This window comes from Flavobacterium sp., assembly GCF_049318185.1.
Lineage (GTDB): Bacteria > Bacteroidota > Bacteroidia > Flavobacteriales > Flavobacteriaceae > Flavobacterium.
The window spans coordinates 1-23,130 of sequence record NZ_JBMOGV010000026.1 but is presented as its reverse complement, the minus strand read 5'-3'; the positions used below and the strand labels follow the sequence as shown (position 1 = coordinate 23,130).

At 33.3% G+C, this 23,130-nt stretch carries 22 protein-coding genes; 10 read left to right on the top strand and 12 right to left on the bottom strand.

Features of this window, described 5'->3' with window-relative positions; all coding sequences use genetic code 11:
• Positions 1 to 6: 6 nt before the first annotated feature.
• The 3 genes from ACOYLT_RS04080 (at position 7) to ACOYLT_RS04070 (ending at position 3,386) form a co-directional block, all read left to right on the top strand.
• The gene (locus tag ACOYLT_RS04080; protein WP_422852575.1) at positions 7 to 1,188 is read left to right on the top strand and encodes an acetyl-CoA C-acyltransferase; all 1,182 of its coding nucleotides are present in this window, start codon (positions 7 to 9) and stop codon (positions 1,186 to 1,188) included.
• Positions 1,189 to 1,209: 21 nt separating this feature from the next.
• On the top strand, positions 1,210 to 1,431 hold the full coding sequence (locus tag ACOYLT_RS04075) for a four helix bundle protein (protein ID WP_422852574.1): 222 nt from the start codon (positions 1,210 to 1,212) through the stop codon (positions 1,429 to 1,431).
• A 164-nt stretch (positions 1,432 to 1,595) separates the two neighbouring features.
• The gene (locus ACOYLT_RS04070) at positions 1,596 to 3,386 is read left to right on the top strand and encodes an acyl-CoA dehydrogenase family protein (protein ID WP_422852573.1); all 1,791 of its coding nucleotides are present in this window, start codon (positions 1,596 to 1,598) and stop codon (positions 3,384 to 3,386) included.
• Positions 3,387 to 3,426: 40 nt separating this feature from the next.
• Here ACOYLT_RS04070 and ACOYLT_RS04065 read toward each other — a convergent pair whose 3' ends face one another.
• Positions 3,427 to 6,066, bottom strand: a complete 2,640-nt coding sequence (locus ACOYLT_RS04065) for a valine--tRNA ligase (protein ID WP_422852572.1) — start codon at positions 6,064 to 6,066, stop codon at positions 3,427 to 3,429.
• A gap of 274 nt (positions 6,067 to 6,340) precedes the next feature.
• Between ACOYLT_RS04065 and ACOYLT_RS04060 the strand changes: the two genes are divergently transcribed.
• Together ACOYLT_RS04060 and ACOYLT_RS04055 are read left to right on the top strand one after the other, a co-directional pair.
• Positions 6,341 to 6,775, top strand: a complete 435-nt coding sequence (locus ACOYLT_RS04060) for a DUF1573 domain-containing protein (RefSeq protein ID WP_422852571.1) — start codon at positions 6,341 to 6,343, stop codon at positions 6,773 to 6,775.
• 179 nt (positions 6,776 to 6,954) lie between these two features.
• The gene (locus ACOYLT_RS04055) at positions 6,955 to 8,151 is read left to right on the top strand and encodes a pyridoxal phosphate-dependent aminotransferase (protein WP_422852570.1); all 1,197 of its coding nucleotides are present in this window, start codon (positions 6,955 to 6,957) and stop codon (positions 8,149 to 8,151) included.
• Positions 8,152 to 8,273: 122 nt separating this feature from the next.
• Here the strand turns inward: ACOYLT_RS04055 and ACOYLT_RS04050 are convergent, their stop codons facing one another.
• From ACOYLT_RS04050 to ACOYLT_RS04010, 9 genes are all read right to left on the bottom strand, one after another.
• Entirely contained in the window at positions 8,274 to 9,446 is a 1,173-nt protein-coding gene (locus tag ACOYLT_RS04050; protein ID WP_422852569.1) for a proline dehydrogenase family protein, read from the bottom strand.
• 48 nt (positions 9,447 to 9,494) lie between these two features.
• Complete coding sequence (locus ACOYLT_RS04045; protein WP_422852568.1) at positions 9,495 to 10,787, bottom strand: DASH family cryptochrome; 1,293 nt, start codon at positions 10,785 to 10,787, stop codon at positions 9,495 to 9,497.
• The gene (locus ACOYLT_RS04040; protein WP_422852567.1) at positions 10,784 to 12,319 is read right to left on the bottom strand and encodes a cryptochrome/photolyase family protein; all 1,536 of its coding nucleotides are present in this window, start codon (positions 12,317 to 12,319) and stop codon (positions 10,784 to 10,786) included. The genes ACOYLT_RS04045 and ACOYLT_RS04040 overlap by 4 nt, the downstream gene beginning before the upstream one ends.
• Before the next feature lie 43 nt (positions 12,320 to 12,362).
• Positions 12,363 to 12,500, bottom strand: coding sequence for a DUF2256 domain-containing protein (locus ACOYLT_RS04035; RefSeq protein ID WP_422852566.1), 138 nt, complete (start codon positions 12,498 to 12,500; stop codon positions 12,363 to 12,365).
• A gap of 1 nt (position 12,501) precedes the next feature.
• Positions 12,502 to 13,224, bottom strand: coding sequence for a YqjF family protein (locus tag ACOYLT_RS04030; protein ID WP_422852565.1), 723 nt, complete (start codon positions 13,222 to 13,224; stop codon positions 12,502 to 12,504).
• On the bottom strand, positions 13,224 to 14,717 hold the full coding sequence (locus ACOYLT_RS04025; RefSeq protein WP_422852564.1) for a deoxyribodipyrimidine photo-lyase/cryptochrome family protein: 1,494 nt from the start codon (positions 14,715 to 14,717) through the stop codon (positions 13,224 to 13,226). The genes ACOYLT_RS04030 and ACOYLT_RS04025 overlap by 1 nt, the downstream gene beginning before the upstream one ends.
• On the bottom strand, positions 14,710 to 15,357 hold the full coding sequence (locus tag ACOYLT_RS04020; protein WP_422852563.1) for a flavin reductase family protein: 648 nt from the start codon (positions 15,355 to 15,357) through the stop codon (positions 14,710 to 14,712). Before ACOYLT_RS04020 ends, ACOYLT_RS04025 begins: the two co-directional genes overlap by 8 nt.
• Before the next feature lie 83 nt (positions 15,358 to 15,440).
• A complete protein-coding gene (locus ACOYLT_RS04015; RefSeq protein WP_422852562.1) occupies positions 15,441 to 15,839 on the bottom strand; it encodes a DUF2452 domain-containing protein in 399 nt (132 codons plus the stop codon).
• 12 nt (positions 15,840 to 15,851) lie between these two features.
• Positions 15,852 to 16,142: a TIGR03643 family protein gene (locus ACOYLT_RS04010; protein WP_422852561.1), complete on the bottom strand. Its 291-nt coding sequence runs from the start codon at positions 16,140 to 16,142 to the stop codon at positions 15,852 to 15,854.
• A 117-nt stretch (positions 16,143 to 16,259) separates the two neighbouring features.
• Between ACOYLT_RS04010 and aroB the strand changes: the two genes are divergently transcribed.
• From aroB to ACOYLT_RS03985, 5 genes are all read left to right on the top strand, one after another.
• Positions 16,260 to 17,327, top strand: a complete 1,068-nt coding sequence (aroB, locus tag ACOYLT_RS04005; RefSeq protein WP_422852560.1) for a 3-dehydroquinate synthase — start codon at positions 16,260 to 16,262, stop codon at positions 17,325 to 17,327.
• A 57-nt stretch (positions 17,328 to 17,384) separates the two neighbouring features.
• Positions 17,385 to 17,564 (top strand): hypothetical protein, encoded by a 180-nt coding sequence (locus ACOYLT_RS04000; RefSeq protein WP_422852559.1) that lies wholly within the window; start codon positions 17,385 to 17,387, stop codon positions 17,562 to 17,564.
• 54 nt (positions 17,565 to 17,618) lie between these two features.
• Positions 17,619 to 19,019, top strand: a complete 1,401-nt coding sequence (locus ACOYLT_RS03995; RefSeq protein ID WP_422852557.1) for an arginine decarboxylase — start codon at positions 17,619 to 17,621, stop codon at positions 19,017 to 19,019.
• A 109-nt stretch (positions 19,020 to 19,128) separates the two neighbouring features.
• Positions 19,129 to 20,103, top strand: coding sequence for a deoxyhypusine synthase family protein (locus ACOYLT_RS03990; protein ID WP_422852556.1), 975 nt, complete (start codon positions 19,129 to 19,131; stop codon positions 20,101 to 20,103).
• 12 nt (positions 20,104 to 20,115) lie between these two features.
• Positions 20,116 to 20,541, top strand: coding sequence for a DNA primase (locus ACOYLT_RS03985; RefSeq protein WP_422852555.1), 426 nt, complete (start codon positions 20,116 to 20,118; stop codon positions 20,539 to 20,541).
• A gap of 27 nt (positions 20,542 to 20,568) precedes the next feature.
• On the opposite strand, the gene ACOYLT_RS03980 is transcribed toward ACOYLT_RS03985, so the two are convergent.
• Both ACOYLT_RS03980 and ACOYLT_RS03975 read right to left on the bottom strand, forming a co-directional pair.
• Positions 20,569 to 21,087, bottom strand: a complete 519-nt coding sequence (locus ACOYLT_RS03980; protein WP_422852554.1) for a DinB family protein — start codon at positions 21,085 to 21,087, stop codon at positions 20,569 to 20,571.
• Positions 21,088 to 21,135: 48 nt separating this feature from the next.
• Positions 21,136 to 23,076, bottom strand: a complete 1,941-nt coding sequence (locus ACOYLT_RS03975; protein ID WP_422852553.1) for a TonB-dependent receptor plug domain-containing protein — start codon at positions 23,074 to 23,076, stop codon at positions 21,136 to 21,138.
• Positions 23,077 to 23,130 lie beyond the last annotated feature (54 nt).

Genomic DNA, 23,130 nt, shown 5'->3' with positions numbered 1-23,130 from the left:
AAAATTATGAAAACAGCCTACATAGTAAAAGGATACAGAACAGCGGTAGGAAAAGCACCGAAAGGAGTTTTCCGTTTCAAACGGCCCGATGAATTAGCAGCAGAAACTATTGAGTATTTAATGTCTCAGTTTCCCGATTTTGATAAAAGTCGAATTGATGACGTAATGGTTGGAAACGCCATGCCCGAAGCCGAACAAGGTTTAAACGTTGCGCGTTTAATTTCCCTAATGGGATTAAAAGTAACCGATGTACCTGGCGTAACCGTAAATAGATATTGCGCTTCTGGACTAGAAACAATTGCTATGGCAACAGCCAAAATCCAAAGCGGTATGGCAGATTGTATTATCGCTGGTGGCGCCGAAAGCATGAGTTTTATCCCAATGGGTGGTTACAAACCCACTCCAGATTATGCCGTTGCAAAGGAAGGAAACGAAGATTACTATTGGGGAATGGGTTTAACTGCGGAAGCGGTTGCCAAACAATTCAATATCTCTCGCGAAGACCAAGATGAGTTTGCTTTCAATTCACACCAAAAAGCGTTGCAAGCTCAAGCCGATGGTAAATTTGACAATCAAATTGTTCCAATAACTGTAGAACAAACATTTATCAACGAAAATGGTAAAAAAGAAACTAAATCTTACACAGTCACCCAAGACGAAGGACCAAGAGCCGGAACATCTACTCAAGCTTTATCGGGATTAAAACCGGTTTTTGCAGCGGGTGGTAGTGTAACCGCTGGAAATTCCTCGCAAATGAGTGACGGTGCAGCATTCGTATTAATCATGAGCGAAGAAATGGTAAAAGAATTGAACCTTACTCCTATTGCTCGTATGGTAAGTTATGCCGCAGCGGGTGTTGAACCAAGAATTATGGGAATTGGCCCAGTAAAAGCCATCCCAAAGGCATTACAACAGGCAGGATTAACATTAAACGATATTAATCTAGTTGAATTAAACGAAGCTTTTGCCTCACAAGCATTGGCGGTAACTAGAGCATTAGAAATCAATCCAGCTATAATCAATGTAAATGGTGGTGCAATTGCTTTAGGACATCCATTAGGGTGTACTGGAGCAAAATTATCGGTACAATTATTTGACGAAATGAAACGCCGTGGTAATAAATACGGAATTGTTTCGATGTGTGTAGGAACAGGACAAGGTGCAGCGGGGATTTATGAATTATTATAAATTTTAAATTCTAAATTTTAAATGAAAGACAATCTGATAGCTAATAAAACATTTGATTTTTCTCTGATGATTATCAAATTATTTATTAAATTAAAAAAAGAAAACGAATTTATAGTTTCTAAACAATTACTCAGATGTGGAACTAGTATAGGTGCAAATGTTGAAGAAGCAATTGCAGGACAGTCAATGAAAGATTTTGTCAATAAGCTTTCGATTGCAAACAAAGAAGCAAGAGAAACATAGTATTGGTTAAGACTATTAGATAAATCAGAATTGACTAAAATAGAAGTTGAAGAATATCTCATAGAAATAGAACACATAATCAACATAATAACCAAGATTATCAAAACATCACAAGAAAAGAAATAATTTAAAATTTATAATTCAAAATTTAAAATAACAATACAATGAGCGATATAACCCGTGGAGGTCAATTCCTCGTAAAAGAAACAAACTGCGAAGACATCTTCACACCAGAAGATTTTTCAGAAGAGCAAATCATGATGCGTGACAGCGTTAGAGAATTTGTTGATAAAGAAATCTGGCCGTACAAAGACCGTTTTGAAAAGAAAGATTACGCCTTTACAGAAGCCACCATTCGATTGGCTGGTGATATGGGTTTCCTGAGCGTTGCGGTTCCCGAAGCGTATGGCGGCATGGGAATGGGATTTGTAGATACCTGCTTGGTATGTGATTATATTTCTGGTGCAACGGGTTCTTTCTCAACAGCATTTGGAGCACATACCGGAATTGGAACTATGCCAATAACGTTGTATGGAACTGAAGTTCAAAAACAAAAATACGTACCTAAATTAGCTTCTGGCGAATGGTTTGGTGCCTATTGTTTAACAGAACCAGGTGCAGGAAGTGATGCCAATTCTGGAAAAACCAAAGCCGTTTTGTCTGATGATGGCAAATTCTATTCCATCACGGGACAAAAAATGTGGATATCCAATGCAGGTTTCTGCTCAGTGTTTATAGTTTTTGCCCGAATTGAAGATGATAAAAACATTACAGGTTTTATTATAGAAAATGATGCTACCAATGGCATTACGATGAACGAAGAAGAGCACAAACTAGGCATTCGTGCTTCCTCAACGCGTCAAGTATTTTTTGCTGATACCAAAGTTCCTGTCGAAAATATGCTAGCTGGACGTGGTGAAGGGTTTAAAATAGCAATGAATGCGTTAAATGTTGGTCGTATCAAACTCGCTGCTGCCTGTCTGGACGCACAACGTCGTGTGACTTCCAATGCGGTGATTTATGCTAACGAGAGAGTACAATTCAATACACCTATCGCACAGTTTGGTGCAATTCGATACAAATTGGCCGAAATGGCAACATCTACTTATGCTGGGGAAAGCGCCACCTATAGAGCCGCAAAAGACATTGAAACACGAATAAAACTGCGTGAAGCCGAAGGTGCATCACACCAAGAAGCTGAATTAAAAGGGGTGGAAGAATTTGCAATCGAGTGTTCTATACTTAAAGTAGCGGTTTCGGAAGATGTTCAAAATTGTGCAGACGAAGGCATTCAAATTTATGGTGGCATGGGTTTCTCAGAAGATACTCCCATGGAAAGTGCGTGGCGCGATGCTCGTATTGCCCGTATCTATGAAGGTACCAATGAAATTAACCGAATGTTATCGGTAGGGATGCTAATCAAAAAAGCCATGAAAGGCCATATTGATTTACTAGGCCCTGCCTCAAAAGTGCTAGAAGAATTGATGGGAATTCCATCATTTGAAACTCCAGACTATTCTGAATTATTTGCAGAAGAAAAAGAAATAATTGAAAAATTGAAAAAAGCATTCCTAATGGTAGCTGGTGGAGCAGTTCAAAAATATGGAATGGATTTAGATTCACACCAACAATTATTGATGGCTGCTGCCGATATGTTAATCGAAATTTACATGGCAGAAAGCACGTTATTACGAACTGAGAAGATGGCAAAAGCACAAGGCGAAGACAAAGTAAAAGAACAAATTGCTATGGCCAAGCTATACTTATACAAGGCAGTAGATATAATCAATCAAAAAGGAAAAGAAACCATAATTTCTTTTGCCGAAGGCGACGAACAACGCATGATGCTTATGGGATTACGACGCTTTACAAAATATACTAACATGCCAAACATCGTTGGATTAAGAGAAACTATTACCGCAAAGTTAGTGGCTGAAAATAGCTATTGTTTTTAGTCTTAAGTTAATCTTTAGTGGTCTTAATTAATTTAAAATATTACTTAAGACCATTCGTTAAACTCGCTAAGCTCTGTTCTATAGTAGCCATCTTTGCCAATGCATCGGCTTCTTTCTTTCTTTCGTTATCTATGACTTGTGGTGGTGCGCCAGCTACAAATTTTTCATTAGCAAGTTTCTCTTGCACACTGCGCAAGAAACCTTGGGTATACTTCAACTCTTCGGTTAGCTTGGCAATTTCAGCAACAATGTCAATATTTCCTGAAACGGGTATAAAATATTCGTTTGATTTAACACGATAAGTTAGAGCGCCATCTATCTTATCAGAAATATATTCTAAAGAAGTAATATTGCCCAACTTCATAATTACACAGTCAAAATAAAAACTTACTTTTTCGTTGTTGATTACTTTCAAATCAATAGCGTCTTTTATTGCAATGTTTTTCTCTTTTCGAACAGTTCTAACACCTGCAATTACTTCCATAGCAAAATCAAAATCAACTATTAATTTTGCATCAAATGAGGTTAACTTTGGATATTCCGCAATGATTAAAGCCTGCTCTGATGTTCTATCTGCTATATATTGCCAAATCTCCTCTGTTAGAAAAGGCATGAATGGATGCAATAGCTTCAAGTTAGCTTCTAACATTTCAATGGCTTTATCAAAGGTAGTACGATCAATAGGTTGTTGGTAAGCTGGTTTAATCATTTCCAAGAACCACGAACAGAAATCATCCCATACCAATTTATATATACTCATCAAAGCATCAGACAAACGATATTTATCAAAATGGTCTTCTATTTCTACTAAGGTTTGTTGTAACTTGGCTTGATACCATTCAACAGCTACTTTAGCGCTCTCAGGTTGCGGAATATCAGCAACTTCCCAACCTTTGATTAATCGGAAGGCATTCCATATTTTATTACCAAAAGCTTTGCCATTGTTGCACAACTCTTCGTCAAACATGATATCATTTCCGGCAGAGGCACTCAATAATAATCCTACACGAACCCCATCGGCACCGAATTTTTTAATCAATTCTAATGGTTCAGGAGAGTTTCCCAACGATTTAGACATTTTACGACGTTGTTTGTCGCGTACTAAACCTGTTAGATAAACATTGGTAAACGGTTTTTGACCCATATATTCATAACCTGCAATAATCATTCGTGCCACCCAAAAGAATAAAATATCTGGACCTGTAACCAAATCATTGGTTGGATAATAGTATTTAAAATCTTCATTTTCTGGTTCCATGATACCTCCAAAAACAGCCATAGGCCATAACCAAGAGGAGAACCAAGTGTCTAAAGCGTCAGAGTCCTGGCGCAAGTGGTCAGTGGTCAGATTGGAGTTGGCAGTTTTCTTTTTTGCTAATTCTAATGCCTGCCCGATAGTTTCAGCAACCACGAAATCTTCTTTGCCATCGCCATAGTAAAAAGCTGGTATTTGTTGACCCCACCATAATTGGCGAGAAATATTCCAATCGCGAATATTTTCTAACCAGTGACGATAGGTATTATCAAAACGCGAAGGGTATAATTTTATTTCTTTAGTTTCTAATACTGCTTTGATAGCTGGTTTAACCAATTCTTCCATACTCAAAAACCATTGATCAGACAAGCGAGGTTCTATAACAGCTTTGGTTCTTTCGGATGTCCCTACTTTATTGAGATGGTTTTCTACTTTAACTAAAGAACCATTGTTTTCTAATTCAATAATAATTTCTTCACGCACCACAAAACGGTCTTTGCCTTGGTAGTGTAAACCATAAGAATTTAATGTAGCGTCTTCGTTGAAGATATCGATGATTTCTAGGTTGTTTTTTTCTCCTAAAGCTTTATCGTTTACATCATGTGCAGGAGTTACTTTTAAACAACCTGTTCCAAATTCCATATCCACATAGTCATCAAAGATGATTGGCACAACTCTATTGCAGATTGGGACAATTGCTTTTTTACCTTTCAGGTGTTTAAAACGTTCATCATTTGGATTAATACAAATAGCAGTATCTCCAAAAATCGTTTCAGGTCTTGTGGTTGCAACCGTTAAAAAGTCTGAACTTCCTTCGATTTGATATTTTAAAAAATATAATTTTCCTTGTCGCTCTTCAAATATTACTTCTTCGTCAGACAAGGTAGTTTTTGCTTCGGGGTCCCAGTTGACCATTCGGAAGCCACGATATATATAGCCCTTGTTATATAAATCTACAAACGAGCGAATTACAGAGGCAGACATATCAGGATCCATAGTGAATTTGGTTCTGTCCCAATCACAAGAACAACCTAGTTGTTTTAACTGTTCTAGAATGGTTCCACCGTATTTATTTGTCCAATCCCAAGCGTGTTTTAAGAACTCTTCCCGAGTTAAATCGTTTTTGTTGATACCTTCACTTTTTAGTTTAGCTACCACTTTTGCCTCTGTTGCAATTGATGCATGATCGGTTCCTGGTACCCAACACGCATTGAAACCTTTTAATCTGGCACGACGAATCAGAACATCTTGAATAGTGTTATTCAACATGTGCCCCATATGCAAAACTCCCGTCACATTTGGTGGCGGAATGGTAATGGTATAAGGCGTTCTATGGTCGGGTTTGGAATAAAAATACTTGTTTTTCATCCAGTAGTCATACCATTTTTTTTCTACTTCAGCGGCATTGAATTGTGTAGGAATCATATAATAGTTAGATATTAGATTTTTGATTTTAGAATGTAAAAGTGCAATACGTTTCTCTTTTAGCCCCGATTGTAGCAGTTACCTTGTAACGCGGAAAGCGGGAACATGGTTGGTTTAATATCACTGTCTTTTCGCTCCAAAACACTATGGCGCACATTTTGTAAATTGAAATGCAAAAGTAATTAATAAAGACTTTAGAAAAAATTAAGAAGTATTTTTTTGTGTATTTATTTAAAGGACGTATTTTTACTAAATCATATAAAGGATTTGACCTATGAAAAAAGTTATATTTATTGCTGTGCTGTTATTAAATGCTACTGTTTTTGCCCAAGTAGGTGCCAAAATTGAGTTTAAGGATAAGGATAATACCATAGATTATGGTACGACCAACAAAGAAGATGATAATGGTATCCGTGTATTTGAGTTTACTAATACGGGAGATGCTGACTTGATTGTTACTAATGTTCAATCAACTTGTGGTTGCACTGTGCCTTCAAAACCGACCGAACCTATTCCACCAGGGAAAACTGGAAAAATAGAGGTAAAATATAATATGCACACGGGTCTGATTAGAAAAACTATTACGGTAGAAAGTAATGCTGTGAATACTGAAGATGGAAAAGTGGCGATAAAGATTAAGGGCGAAGTAATTGAAAAACCAGTAGTCAACTTACTGGAAAAGAAAACTAAGAGCCCAATGATGCAATAAAAGAAAAGTATAGGATTCAGACTCAACACAAAAGGTTAAAAAGTATTTTTATACTCATGAGTTCGACATTGTATCGGGCTCAATTTAATTAAATTTGACTACATACTTTCTTTATCATAGTTCTAAATGAATTGTTATCACGAGAATAAATTGCAAATTTGTAATACAAAAAAAATATCATGCCGAAGATATCCTTAAAAGGGCAAAAAATGCCAGAATCACCCATAAGAAAACTGGTTCCTTATGCTGAAATTGCTAAAAAGAAAGGACATAAAGTATATCACTTAAACATAGGTCAACCTGATATTAAAACACCAGAAGTAGCTTTGAGTGCTGTAAAAAATGCCGACATCAAAGTATTAGAGTACAGCCATTCTGCTGGATTTGAAAGCTATAGAACTAAATTATCTGCCTATTATAAATCACATGGTTTGCCTATTGATGTTGCTGATATTATTATCACTACTGGTGGTTCAGAAGCGTTACTTTTTGCCATGGGAAGCACTATGGATTCAGAGGATGAAATTATTATACCCGAACCCTTTTATGCCAACTACAATGGATTTTCAACCGCTTCGGGAGTGACAGTAGTACCGGTTATTTCTACTATAGACGAAGGGTTTGCCTTACCTCCTATTGCGGAATTTGAAAAATTGATTACGCCAAAAACCAAAGCTATCTTAATATGTAATCCAGGAAACCCAACGGGATATTTATACTCTGAGGAGGAAATCATGCAACTAGCCGTCTTAGTCAAAAAACATGATTTGTTTTTAATTGCCGATGAAGTATATAGAGAATTCATTTACGATAAAAATGACAAACACTACTCAGTGATGAATATTCACGGATTAGAAGAACATGCCATCATGATTGATTCTGTTTCTAAAAGATATAGTATGTGTGGCGCAAGGATTGGTTGTATCGTTTCTAAAAACAAGGAATTGATAGCTACGTCTATGAAGTTTGCCCAAGCTCGATTAAGTCCACCCACTTATGCACAAATTGCTAGCGAAGCTGCGCTAGAAACTCCACAAAGTTATTTTGATGATGTGATTGCAGAATACAAACAAAGAAGAGATACGTTAGTAACTGAATTACAAAAAATTGAAGGTGTAAAAGTAGCAACTCCGAAAGGAGCTTTTTATTGCATTGCTCAATTGCCTGTAAAAAATGCTGACGACTTTGCGCAATGGCTTTTAGAAAGTTATGATAATAATGGTGAAACGGTTATGGTAGCACCAGCAGCTGGTTTCTATTCTACTCCTAATGTAGGATTGAATGAAGTTAGAATTGCCTATGTACTCAAAAAAGATGATTTACTACGTTCGGTGGCTATTTTGAAAGAGGCCTTGAAAGTGTATCCTCAAACCTAATAGGTTTTTCACTAAAAATAAAGCTACTCGAAAGGAAATCATTTTTTTATAATTACAAAGCACTATTTTAAGAACAAAGAATTAGATGTGCCACAAAAAAAACATTAGTCTGTAGTTTATTATTACTTTTCGATCTTTCTTCTTTTTCTTTCTGTATTCAATAAGTTTAATTCTCGACTAGTTTGTCCAGCAACAGAAGTATTTTCTTCTGCACGACGAATCAAATAAGGCATCACATCACGAACGGGACCAAAAGGTAAATATTTAGCAACATTATAGCCTTGTGCTGCTAAGTTATAACTGATGTTATCACTCATTCCATACAATTGTCCGAACCAAATTCTTTGGTCATTTTTAGAGATTCCTTTAGCTATTTGCATTTCAAGTAACTTGTATGAACTTTCTTCGTTGTGTGTTCCAACAAAAATTGCCATTGTATCAATATGTTGCATCATATAATCTAACGCCTCATTATAATTGTCATCAGTAGCTTGTTTACTCTTGCAAATTGGAGTTGGATATCCATTTTCTTCTGCTCGTTTGTGTTCTTTTTCCATATAAGCACCACGAACCAATTTCATTCCGATATAAAAATTATCTGCTTTGGCGCGATCATGCAGAGCTTTCAAATAATCTAATCTATCCCAACGGTACATTTGTAACGTATTGAAAACAATAGCTTTTTCTTTATTATATTTCCGCATCATTTCTTCAACTAATTCATCAGCAGCATCTTGCATCCAACTTTCTTCACCATCAATTAATAAAGCAACATCCTTTGAATGTGCTGTTTTGCAAATGATTTCAAAACGTTCCTTAACGCGATCCCATTCCGCTTGTTCAGCATCTGAAAGTGGTTGCTTCTCTCCTATTTTAGTATATAAATCCAATCGACCTAAACCTGTTGGTTTGAAAACTGCAAAAGGAATTGCTTGTCTTTCTTTAGCAAATTCAAGGGTTTTTAAAGTCATTTCTAATGCTGCATCAAATTGGTCTTCTTCTTCTTTACCTTCCACAGAATAATCTAGGACGGAAGAAACGCCCTTAGTAAACATATTCTCAACAACATTAAGACAATCCATTTCATTTATGCCTCCACAAAAATGATCGAAAACGGTGGCTCGAATCAAACCTTCGACTGGTAAATGAGCATTTAATGCAAAATTAGTTACTGCAGTTCCTATTCTAACCAATGGCTCATTCGAAATCATTTTAAATAAAAAATAAGCTCTATCCAATTCGGTATCGCTTTTTAATGCAAAAGCAACCTCGGTATTGTTGAAAATTTGATCCATCGAAATTTTATTAATTATGCAAATGTAAATAGAGTTTTAGAATATTTTTTATGATTTCAACCACAAATTCCTATACTTTTTATCTTTATCATAATCTGCTGCTTGTTTTTCAATATTAAAATAACGGTTCCCTCTAGGATCATTGCCTACACCAGCTAGATAAGCCCAATTTCCCCAATTACTACAAACATCATAGTCAATAAGTTGTTGTTCAAAATAAGCTGCTCCATAACGCCAATCGAGTTTCAAATCATTGCATAAATAACTTGCTACATTTTGTCGTCCACGATTACTCATAAATCCTGTATGTTTTAATTCAATCATATTAGCATCAACAAAATCAACATCTGTTTCTCCATTTATCCATTTTTGAAGTTCTTGGGTGTTGTGTTTATTTATATACATTCCTTTATCTTGAATTCCAGCTTGTTGAAAGAATTTAGCATTGTGTTTTTTCATCATAAATCTAAAATAATCTCGCCACAATAATTCAAAAATCAACCAATAGGTCGATTGATTAGCTCCAAATTGCAATTCATATTTTTTGAGTTCGTCATAAATAAATCTGGGGGAAATACATCCCAAAGCCAACCAAGCCGAAAATTTAGAGGAATAATCAGCGCCAACCATTCCGTTTCTAGTTTCTTTATAATTTGAAATGCATTTGGATTCAAAAAAATAATAATTAAGTCGTTTTATTGCTTCGGTTTCTCCTCCTTTAAATTGAATTACTGCTCTTGAATCTATATTTATAAATTCTAAACCTAATTCATCCAATGTTGGTAAATTTAATACTGGAATCTCTAAAGATTTAATTTGATTTGGTGCTTCAAAAGCAGTTCTTATTGCAGCATCTTTTTCTGTTTTCTTTCTGAAATTAGTAAATACATCTGGAATATCTTTAATTGAAAAAGGCAAATCTTCAGCATGGTATAATGTACTTGTGCTAAATGTTTTGAGTTCACATTTTAACTTAAATAATGCATCTCTAACTTTTTCCTCAGTTTGCTTTTCTTCATAAGAAACTTCTTTTTTTGCAAAAACTTTAGTTGCCTTATATTGTTGAACTATATTCGGAATTTCAATTTCAGATTTTCCTTTTAAAATTAATAATCCTGAACCTAATTCTCGTAAATTTTTATCCAAATCAATTAATGATTCTAGTAAAAAATGTGTTCTAAAACTTCCTGTTTTTTTAAATCCGAATTCAGTGGTAACATATTCAGTATCATCAAAACAATATACAGGAATGATTTGATCGCTTTGTGCAATGGCTTTGATTATTGTTTCGTTGTCGTGTAATCTCAAATCGGTTTTAAACCAAACTATTGTAGTTCTCATAATTCATTTATATTTTTCAAGTAGTAATCAGCTTGTTCTAACATAGCCGTTTTGTCCTCTGGTTTCATCTTTCTCCAAACATTATACATCATGCCAATTCGAGGATTTTTTGACAATTTAGCTTCATTTCTGTCGTAAAAATTCCAATACAAACTATTGAACGGACAGGATTTTTCTCCAGTTTTGAGCGCTTTTTTATAAAAACAACTCCCACAATAATGGCTCATTTTATCAATATAGGAAGCAGAACTCACGTAGGGTTTTGTTCCCACAATACCACCATCTGCAAATTGACTCATGCCACGAGTATTGGTGATTTCAACCCATTCAAAGGCATCAATATAAATTCCAAGATACCAAGCGTCGATTTCGTCAGGATGGATTCCTGCCAAAAGCGCAAAATTACCAGTAATCATCAACCGCTGAATATGATGCGCATAAGCAAATTGTAATGATTGATTTATCGCATCTTTCATGCAATTCATTTTGGTCTTTCCTGTCCAAAACCAATCAGGCAATTTTTCTTGATTATTGAAGAAGTTCATACTTGCAAATTCGGGCATTTTGCTCCAATAAATACCTCTCATGTATTCGCGCCAACCAATTATTTGACGCACAAAACCTTCCAATTGGTTGAATTCTATTTCGTTGGGACGTTTTCTCCATTCTTCAATACACCGTTCAATAACTTCTTGAGGCGAAATCATTTTTACATTCATTGAAAATGAAATACGAGAATGATACAAAGACCATTCGTTTGGAGTCATCGCGTCTTGATAACTTCCAAATAATTGTAAGCAATGTTCTGCAAAAAAATCTAATAATTCTAAAGATTGCAGTCTATTTATCGGCCAAACGAAGTTATTAGCATCGACAGTCCCGATAGTTTCAATAGTAGCTTTAATAATTTCTTCATAAATAAGTGATACATCATTATTAAAAACTATAGGCAAAATTAACTTGTGATTTTTGGGTAATTTTTCTCGGTTTTCGCCATCATAATTCCATTGTCCCGTTAGCGGTTTATTGCCGTCCATCATCACATTGTGCTTTTTTCTCATAGCACGATAAAAACTTTCCATTAAATACATTTTCTTACCTTCAAAGAAATCGCCAAGTTCGTTTCGAGTGGTAAAAAAATGTTCAGAATCAACAACAGCATTCGAAATTGAAATTGTTTTACAAAGGTTTTTTAAATCCAAATCTACTCGATATTCGTCAGGTAATTGGTATTCAAAATGAGTAAAATTGTGTAATGAAATTAGATTTTTAATATTCTTTTCAAAGGTATTTAAGTTGTTATTATCATTCAAGTAAATATATATAACTTTATGATTATTACCAATTAAATCATATTTAAAATAACGCATAGCAGAAAATATTCCAATCACTTTTTGAATATGGTGTTTGGCATAATCGGTTTCAGAACGAATTTCCATCATAACATAAGTAACCGAATCATTAACGTTATTATACCAAGAATGATTACTATTTAACTGATCTCCGAGAATTAATCGTAACGTTTTTGACATTGCTATTTTTAAATTATTAAGACATTAAGTTTCAAAATGCTTTTTACTTTTTACTTCTACACTTGTCACTACAATATTTCACTTCCTCCCAAACTTTTTCCCATTTCTTACGCCATGAAAAGGGTTTGTTACAAACGATACATAACTTAGTGGGTAGATTTTGTTTTTTTACTCCTTTCATATCATACTATCACTTTTTTACGTTTCCAAAAAATAGCGACTTCGGATCCTTTTGCTATAAATACTTCTGTTGGTTTTGTATGGTTTAAAACCGAAAATGAATTACCATACATTGTTTTAAAATCGCAATCAATTGAATAATCCATAACTTCATGAATCATCCAACTCGGATGTTGCAATTGGTATTCCTCTGTGTTTTGCGAGTCTATTTTGGTATATCCATAATAGTGTTCAAAAATGAATTGTTCAAAACTATTGGCTGTCATTGGATTTGATTGGGTTTCACATTGCACCTGAATACTGTTCCATTTTGCGCCTAACTTCCAATCAAACTGTACCAATTTATTCTGCCCATTCTTTTCAATTCGATGTTTTGTTGGAACAACTGTGTAATGTTCATTGTATAATTTATTAGCCATCCAAGCCACAATAGGATAAGGAATTGTTTCGTTAATAAAAACCACACCTCTTTTTATTTTGCCGTTTGGCTCTACTCTTGTTACATAAAACCGCAGATTGATTTCTTCAAATGATCCGAACCAAGGAATGGAGATATTAAAAAGTTTAGTATTCTTGAACATAAAACCAACCAAACTCACATATGCTTTACCTTTATACAAATCTAACGTCAAGCCTTTCGGTAAAAAAGGTAACAATAATTCTGGGTCAATTTCATAATTGGCCATGATAATATCTTCCCATTTTGCTTTTAAAAAAACAGTCATTATTTAAGTTTATTTTTAAAAGTTTTTCTTGATGTATTAACATGCTTTTTCAAGATTCTAACTCCTTCTTCCTTAACATCATCTTTGTTTCTAAAACCCCAAACAATATCGCTGGCTCTTTTACGCGTTTCATCTATATCTACAATTGGAAAAGGATAATCTTTCCCAATTTCGCAGTTGTAAAATTGTTGTTCAATAGCATTCAATTTCCAAGGTTCGTGAATTAATTCTACTGGAACTTCATTCAATTCTGGAATCCATTTTTTTATGAAAATCCCCTCTGAATCATGATCTTCAGAGTTTTTTATTGGATTATAAATTCTAATCGTATTAATTCCAGTTGTACCCGATTGCATTTGTATCTGTGGATAATGAATTCCTGGTTCGTAATCTAAAAATTGACGTGCTAAAAAATGTAATTCGCGCCAATCTTGCCACAAATTGAATGTAAAAAACGAAACCACCATAGCGCGCATCCTGAAATTAATATAACCAGTTTCCACCAAACATCGCATACAGGCATCCACAATTGGAACTCCTGTTTTTCCTTCTTGCCAAGCTTTTATAAAGGTTTCATTTTTTGTTTTTAGTAAAGAATCATAAGCTCTATTTGCGTTTTCAAATTCCATTTCGCATTCGTCTTCAAATTTTTGAATGAAATGACAATGCCAATGCAAACGAGAAACAAAATTCAACATCGCTCTTTTATTTTTGGAGGTTTCATAATGTTGATTGGTATATTGATAAATCATTCGCATACTAATGTTTCCGTAAGTCAAATAAGGCGACATTCTACTACAACCCGTTCTGCTTAAATTTGGTTTGGAAATATGTTTGCTATAGTTGACGTGACGTTCTTTTACAAAACTATCCAGATATCGCCAAGCCCAATATTCACCTCCTTGTTGGAAGTTTTTGTTGCGTGTTGTAATTGCTTCAGGGAGTTGATTTCCTTTCCATTTTTGATATAAATTTGCGTCTAAATTTTCAAATTTAAAAGAATTCAAGTCAATCATTTTAGGTTCGGCTCGCATCACTTCCTCCCATCGTTTGTCCCAATTGCTTCTGGATTTTAATCTTCTGATGACACCATGCATTTGCGATTGTTTCCATTGAATTTTATGAGAATCAAAAAAAGATTGCATTGCATTATCCCTATCAAAAGTGATTTTATTTCCAATTTCTTGATGTGAAAAAACCGATTTTATGTTATAAATTTTATGAAATTCTTCAAAACCCGCTGCAACTTCAGTGTAAAAAAAATAGATTTCAGAGGATATTGACTTTAATTTAGATTGCATTTCTTGGATGGATTCATAAATAAACCGCCAATGACGTACATCAGAATCATCAAAATTCATTACAGATGGCTCAAAAAAATAGACAAATAAAACTGGAATATCTTTTTCTTGTTGTGCCAAATAAAGTGGTTCGTGATCTGTAAAACGTAAATCACGTTTGAACCAAACAATATTTATAGTTTTTTTATTCAATTTTCAGTAATGAGGTAATTGCTTTATCTGGTTTTGCGTAGCTTAATCGGTCCAATTGTATCGTTTTGTGATAACTATCTAAACCCGAACAAGTAATTGTATTGGCTTTTTCTAAATCGATGAAACCGTCGTCATTCAAACAATTTTGTGGTAAATAAACTTGAAAAATTTCACCAATAATCATAGTGGTATTGTTTATTTTGATATCGATTTTTTCTTTAAACTCCATTCCTAATTGAATTAAACTTTCTTTTACATAGGGTGCTTTGAAATTATTTTTATAAACCGCTTTTAGACCTGTTGCATCAAATTCTGATATAATATTGTCATATCGGGCAGAAGATTGATGTGCTTGTCTATAAATTTTTTCGTTGATATGGTTAATGGTATAGCAACCTGTTTCCAATATGTTTTTTAAAGTATCACGTTCTGGAGGACTTGGTCTAAATACTAATGCAATCAATGGTGGATTTGCTCCAATATGAAATATAGAACTAAAAATAGCTAAGTTTTCATTGGATAAATTATCCACTGTACCAACTAATGAAACACTTTTAAATCCGCCTAAACTGTTAACAAAATGAACACGCATTTGTTTTTCCATTGCCATAATATCATCATAAGAAATATGTTTTTGCATGTTGTTTAACTTTTGTGGTTTTTATTGTAAAAATATTTATTGATAAAAAGATCATTAGGATAGTATGAAACGAATCTATCTTTTTATTGTAAGATAATCCATTTTTTGTCACTATTCAATTTGAAAGTACCAATATGTTCTTTATTCCATTCATTTGGTCCAATCAAGGAAAGAAAATTTATACCGTCTTCTCCTCTGTATAAATGATAAATTTCGCCAATAACCGGTTCAAATGAAAATTTTGCGGCATAAACCAATTCATTCCATTCGTATTCTTCCATTAAGGCTTCGTATTGCATTCTAAGTTCATTAAACTTAATTTCAAACTCCTTATTAACATTAGTAATTCCTCTGCTTTTCCAAGAAACTAAATCATCAATTTTAATTGCCGGAGCACCAACATTTGTAGAATAGGGTAATAAACTAGCGTTATAACCTTTGTCGTCTGAAAATACAATATTGTCTGGTCTTTCTTTTTTCATCAAGTTATATAATTATCTTTTAGAAATTTTATTGTTTGAAATAGCTCTTTGTCTGTTACATTTAAACCTGTCTATTGTCTCATTTCGTTTTGCCAAATGCTTTGTTTTACAATTTTCAACACGTTCTCTCCATAATTTATAGCTACTAAATTTTAATTCTTTTTTCATTAACACTTTTACATCAGCTTCTTTTAATCCGAATTGAAATTCAATAGCATCAAAAGGAGTTCTATCTTCCCAAGCCATTTCAATGATTCTATCAATATCTTTTTCCTCAAGTATTTTATTTAAAGCTACCGGCATTATTTCTGTTTAACTTTGTTATTAATATATTAAACAAAAGTATACAAATTAATTATATCAAAATAGTTGTATGAAAAAAAAAATAACTTATTTTGCCTTGTAAATTCAATAATCAATATGGAAACCATACAAGCCGATAATTATTCTATTATTTTTTCCGAAAGTGGCTATGAAAATCTCAATAATTTTATTGTACAACAAAACTATTCCACTATTTTTATTTTAGTAGATAGTAACACAAATGAACTTTGTTTATTACGTTTTTTATCCTTTTTAGCAACCGATAAATCCATTGAAATTATTGAAATAGAAGCTGGAGAAAGCGAAAAAAACATCAATACTTGTTTGGAGATTTGGACAATTCTAACCGAACTTGGCGGTGATAGGAAAAGTATTTTAATCAATATTGGTGGTGGAGTTATTACAGACATTGGTGGTTTTGTGGCATCAACTTTTAAAAGAGGTATAGATTTTATAAACATTCCAACAACACTTTTGGCTATGGTTGATGCCTCTGTTGGAGGCAAAAACGGTATAGATTTAGGGAATTTAAAAAATCAAATAGGAATTATTAATAATCCTAAATTGGTGTTAATTGACACCGAATACCTTTCAACTTTACCTCAAAACGAAATACGTTCTGGTTTGGCAGAAATGCTTAAACACGGTTTGATAGCAGAAAAAAAATACTGGTCGCAATTCTTAGATTTAAAACATACAGACTTTACCGATTTTGATGAATTAATATATAGTTCTATTGTCATTAAAAATACTATTGTAATGCAGGATCCAACTGAAAATGGCATTCGAAAAGCATTGAATTTTGGTCATACCCTAGGACATGCCATTGAGAGTTATTTTCTTGAAAGTGAGGATAAAAATAATTTGCTACACGGCGAGGCAATTGCTGTTGGTATGATTTTAGAAAGCTTTATTTCTTGGCAAAAAGGATTGATTGCTGAAACGGAATATTTTGAAATTAAAAATACAATAAATGCTATCTTTGATAGTATCGTTTTTGAAGAAAATGACATACAACCCATACTTGACTTACTTATTCACGACAAAAAAAATGAATATGGTAAAATACAATTCGCATTGCTTGATGGTATTGGCAGCATTAAAATCAATCAAGAAGTTGAAAATGAGTTAATTATAAAATCTTTTGAAGATTATAAAAACTAATATTTTTTTACCTTAATAGTTGCATTTCGCAAAATATATTTTTTTACATTTGTCCAAATGAAAAAAAGTACCAACACTACTAATCACAATACTTTTAGTCAAGAAAAACATACTATTTTCTTAGCACTAACAAAACCTTTTTTCAGATTGAGAAATGAGTTTACAGCATTGTTTTCTGGGATTACTTTTTTATTTCAAGAAAAACTACCTATTATTTATGCAAACATTAGAGTTTGAATGCAAGATTACTTTGTTTTATATGACTTATTAATCTTCAATACTACACTCTAAATGAATACTAAATATTTCGACTTAATAAACCAAACATTCTATTTTCCACAAGAAGAATTTACGCTCAATAAAGACAATCTTCAATTTCACAACATCGATTTGATGAAGTTAGTAGAGCAATATGGAACACCCTTAAAATTTACATATTTACCACAGATTTCAAACAATATCAGCAAAGCTAAAGGTTGGTTTAGAAAAGCTATGGAAAAAAATAAGTATGAGGCAAAGTATTTCTATTGTTATTGTACCAAAAGTTCCCATTTTAGTTTTGTGATGGATGAAGCATTTAAAAATAATATTCATATAGAAACTTCCTCTGCTTTTGATATCAATATTGTTGAAAATTTGATGGCTCAAGGCAAAATCAATAAAAACACTTATGTTATTTGTAATGGTTTTAAGCGTGAACAATATATTGAGAACATTGCTCGTTTGATAAATGGTGGACATAATAAAACTATACCAATCATTGACAATTTTGAAGAACTTGATTTGTTACAAGAATCTATAAATGGTAAATTTAAGATAGGTATTAGAATTGCAGCTGAAGAAGAACCTAAATTTGAATTTTATACTTCTAGACTTGGCATAGGATACAAAAATATAGTGCCTTTCTATAGAAAACAAATTGAAGAAAATAAAAAAGTAGAATTAAAAATGTTGCACTTTTTTATTAATACTGGTATCATGGATACTGCCTATTACTGGAACGAGTTGGTTAAATGTATCAAAGTATACGTTGCATTAAAAAAAGAATGTCCTACTTTAGACAGTTTAAATGTTGGTGGAGGCTTCCCAATAAAAAATTCTTTAGCTTTTGAATACGATTATCAATATATGATTGATGAAATTATTAATCAAATAAAAATTGCTTGTGATGAAGCTGAAGTCGATGTTCCTAATATATTTACAGAGTTTGGTTCATTTACCGTGGGTGAAAGTGGAGGCGCAATTTATCAAGTATTGTATCAAAAACAACAAAACGATAGAGAAAAATGGAACATGATAGATAGTTCCTTCATAACAACGCTTCCAGATACTTGGGCAATTAACAAACGATTTATAATGTTAGCTATCAATAGATGGAATGATACTTACGAAAGAGTTTTATTAGGTGGATTGACATGTGATAGTGATGATTATTATAATTCAGAACAAAATATGAATGCTATATATTTACCAAAATACAGTAAAGAAAAACCATTATATATTGGTTTTTTCAATACTGGTGCCTATCAGGAAACAATTGGTGGTTTTGGAGGATTACATCACTGTTTAATTCCTCAACCAAAACATATTTTGATTGATAGGGATGAAAATGGCATCTTAGCAACAGAAGTGTTTTCTGAACAACAAAGTGCTGAAGAAGTATTGCAAATATTAGGTTATGCAAAAAGATAGTCACTAAAATTTAACAGTTTAATTAATAATAATATTATAATAAGACAGTTTGTGTTTTTATAAAAAAATATTTTCTTTGAAACACAAATAACAAACAACAAAAATCAAAATGAGCAAAGGTCCAATTAGTCAATTTATAGAAAAAAATTACCTTCATTTTAACGCAGCAGCATTAGTTGATGCTGCAAAAGGATATGAACAACACTTACTTGATAATGGTAAAATGATGATTACCCTAGCAGGAGCTATGAGTACCGCGGAATTAGGAAAATCATTAGCCGAAATGATCCGTCAAGATAAAGTTCATATTATTTCTTGTACAGGAGCCAATCTTGAAGAAGATATCATGAATCTGGTGGCTCATAATTCCTACAAAAGAGTACCAAATTACAGAGATTTAAGTCCTCAAGATGAATGGGATTTACTCGAAAATCATTACAATAGAGTCACAGATACGTGCATACCTGAGGAGGAAGCATTTAGAAGACTACAAAAACATATACATCATATTTGGAAAGATGCAAATGATAAAGGCATTAGTTATTTCCCACATGAATTCATGTACCAAATGTTGAATTCGGGTGTATTAGAACAATACTACGAAATCGATCCAAAAGACTCTTGGATGTTAGCTGCAGCTGAAAAAAACTTGCCAATTGTTGTTCCTGGATGGGAAGATAGCACCATGGGGAACATTTTTGCTTCTTATTGTATAAAAGGTGAATTTAAACCGACTACAATGAAAAGTGGTATAGAATATATGATTTGGCTTGCCGATTGGTATCCAAAAAATTCAAAAGGAAAAGGAGTTGGTTTCTTCCAAGTAGGTGGAGGAATTGCGGGTGATTTTCCGATATGTGTTGTGCCTATGTTATACCAAGATATGGAAATGCATGATATTCCATTTTGGAGTTATTTTTGTCAAATTTCTGACTCAACAACTAGTTATGGTTCCTATTCTGGAGCTGTTCCCAACGAAAAAATTACATGGGGAAAACTAGACATAAAAACTCCCAAATTTATTATTGAATCAGATGCAACTATTGTTGCACCTTTATTATTTGCTTACTTACTAGATTTATAAAATATTTTTTTTATGAGAAGAATTATTGTAGACTATGCTAAACTAACAGGAGACATACTTAATTTATTAGTAGATAAATTTCCTGAAGGTTATGATGATACCGACATCATTAAATTTAGAAATGCACAAAATGAACTTATCGAAGCTGTAGAAGTTAGAACTGAAAATACCATTTACTTAGTAAAAGTTAGCACTAAACTAGCTAGCAGAATGGAAAAGTTTGATGAGGAAGAAGATATTGATTCTGTTATAGTTCCTATAGAACCTATAAAAGGTCTTGATGAAGACGAAGATGCTATAACTGCCGATGAAGACGATGTTGAAGTTGATTTATTAAAAGATGGTGGTGGCTCTGAGGATGAAAATATTGATGATGAAGATGATGAAGATATTGAAGACAATGATAATAACCTAGAGGACGAGGACGAGGAAGCATAAAAAGCAATGTTAGCCGTATTTTTTATTCTAAAGATACCGCTCCAGAAATATTCTTTGATGATGATTTTGATGTCCGATAATTGTAAAACCTAAGGCTCTTACTGACATTAAATTATTAGACGCTATCCCTTTTCTAAGTAATTGTTCCTCAGAAAATGATTTAAATAAGGATAACGTTGCTTGTCTTACTACTAACATTTCCGATAGTAAATCTTGAATACTTCTTTTATTTGCATGAGCTTCATCTACATAATTATTTTCATCGAAGCTAACCAAAGCGGTTTTGTCATTTCTAGCAAAACGTAAGGCTCTATAAGCAAATATTCTCTCGGCATCAATCAAATGCAACAGAATATCTTTAATAGTCCATTTTCCCTCCGCATAGCGGTAATCAAATTTGTCCAATGGTATATCTTGTACAAATTTAACTAGACGATGCACAGAGATTTCAAGTTCTTCAACTAAAGAGTATTCTTCAGATACTTGATTGATATAATTAGCATAAAAACTAGCATATTCGCTAGATAGTAGTTGTGAAGGTTTCATTGTGTTTAATTTTATAAGGTATCGATTTACAAAGATGTATTTTTTTAATTACAAAATAATGTTTAACCCCAATTTGAAATTCCTTCCTCGTGTAGAATAGCCAACATTCTCTACAAACTCTTCATTAAAAATATTAGTGGCGGAGCCAAAAACAGTCAAACGGTTTTTGATAAGTTCATATTTCACCAAAGCATTTACCAATTGATACGAACCTAATTTTACATTTACTACACTAAAGGTATTCCCGTCAAAAAACGCATCATTTCTCGCATTAAAATACTGGTAGTTCACATTAAAAAATGCTCGGCTTGTGGCCTGAAAATCCAAACTGGCATTGGCTTTGTGCTTCGGAATTAATCGGTCTAAAGCTTTATCAACTTGAGTAAAGGTGTAATTTCCGTTCAGTTGCAGTTTTGAAGTTACCACGATGTTCAATGAAGTCTCAATTCCTTTGGCTTTGGTTTCTCCATTTACATTTACATAGTAGGCATCAAAAGTTGTTGGATTAAAATAAAAATCGATAGCGTTGTTTTGATCACGATAGAAACCCACCGCATTCAGTCTCATTTTTTTGTTAAACAACTCGGTTTCAAAACCGGCTTCAACCGTAGCATTTTTTTCCGGAGTTAAATTCGTATTACCATATTCTGAAAACAATTGGTATAAACTTGGCGTGATATAAGCCGTGCTATACGAAGCCAAAACTTTTAAAGGAAAACTTGTTTTAAAATTATACGAGGGATTAATATTGTAAACAAAATTATTACCGTAAGCACTGTGGTTGTTTAGTCTTGCTCCAGTATTAATATTCAAACCAAAGTCAGCATTATAGACCAAAGTCGTGTAACCATCTAGTATATTGAACTTAGTGTTTTCGTTTGCAATAGAACTGAAAGGCGTTTGACTTTTCATATCATTAAACTGATAATTGGCGCCCAAAACAACAAACAATTGCTTGCTGAAACTGTATTTATTAAAACCATCCAAAACAACACTTCTCGATTCATACAAAGAAAAATCAATAGTATTTGAAAAAGTATTTAACTCATTATAATCACGGGTGATTTTGGTAAAACCGGAATTCAGTACAAACTCCCCTTTGTTGTATTTGTATTTTGGAGCAACTCCAAAACGAATTTGTTCCGATGTCGTAACATTGACAGCTGTATCATTGAAACCTGAATTGTCATAAGTCAAATCGTAATCATTTTTGATTTTGTCATAATTCCCAAAGAAATCCAAAGTCAGTTTCTCAGTTGCTTTAAAACCTAGTTTTCCTAATAGATTTTGTCTCGAAAAACTATCAGGTTCATAATTTTCGCCGGCTATTTGGGACATTCCTTTAGTTTCCGTACTGTTGAATCCGGCAAAGTAATTTACTTTTTTGAGGTTGCCGTTTACAGAAAGTCCTTGGTTGAAGTCCTGCCCTTTGTATTTGTGATTATCTGTTGTGTTATTGGAACCAATATTCACATAAGCATTACCTTCAATTTCTTTTTTTGCTGATTTCTTCAAGGTGATATTGATTACTCCTGTTGCTGCGCCAGTTCCATAAAGTGTACTTGCAGCACCTTTCATAATCTCAATTCGTTCCACTTGCTCAACGGGTAATAAACGTAAATCATATTCAAAAGTAATACCCGAAGCATCCGTTACAGGTATACCGTCAATCAAAATCAAAATCTGACGGTTTTTACCACCACGAATGTAGTAACCTAAGTTTTTCCCATTAGCCGATTGGTTTCCGTTAATCTCCATTCCCACAGCCTGACTTAGAACTGTTGCTAGACTTTGCCCTGATTTTTTTTCTAAATCCTGAGCGGTGATTACTTCAATAACTTTTCCCGATTTTTCTTGGCGGAGCTCAAATTTAGTATCCGACAGCACTACTTCTTTTAATTGATTCACTTTCGTAGAATCCTTTTCTTGAGCATAAGCACAAGTGTTTAGCAAAGCTAAAATAGCTACTGCTTTAACCGTTTTTTTCATTTTTTAATTCAACAATAATTTTAATAATCTTAGGAAAAAAGCATAGAATTTACC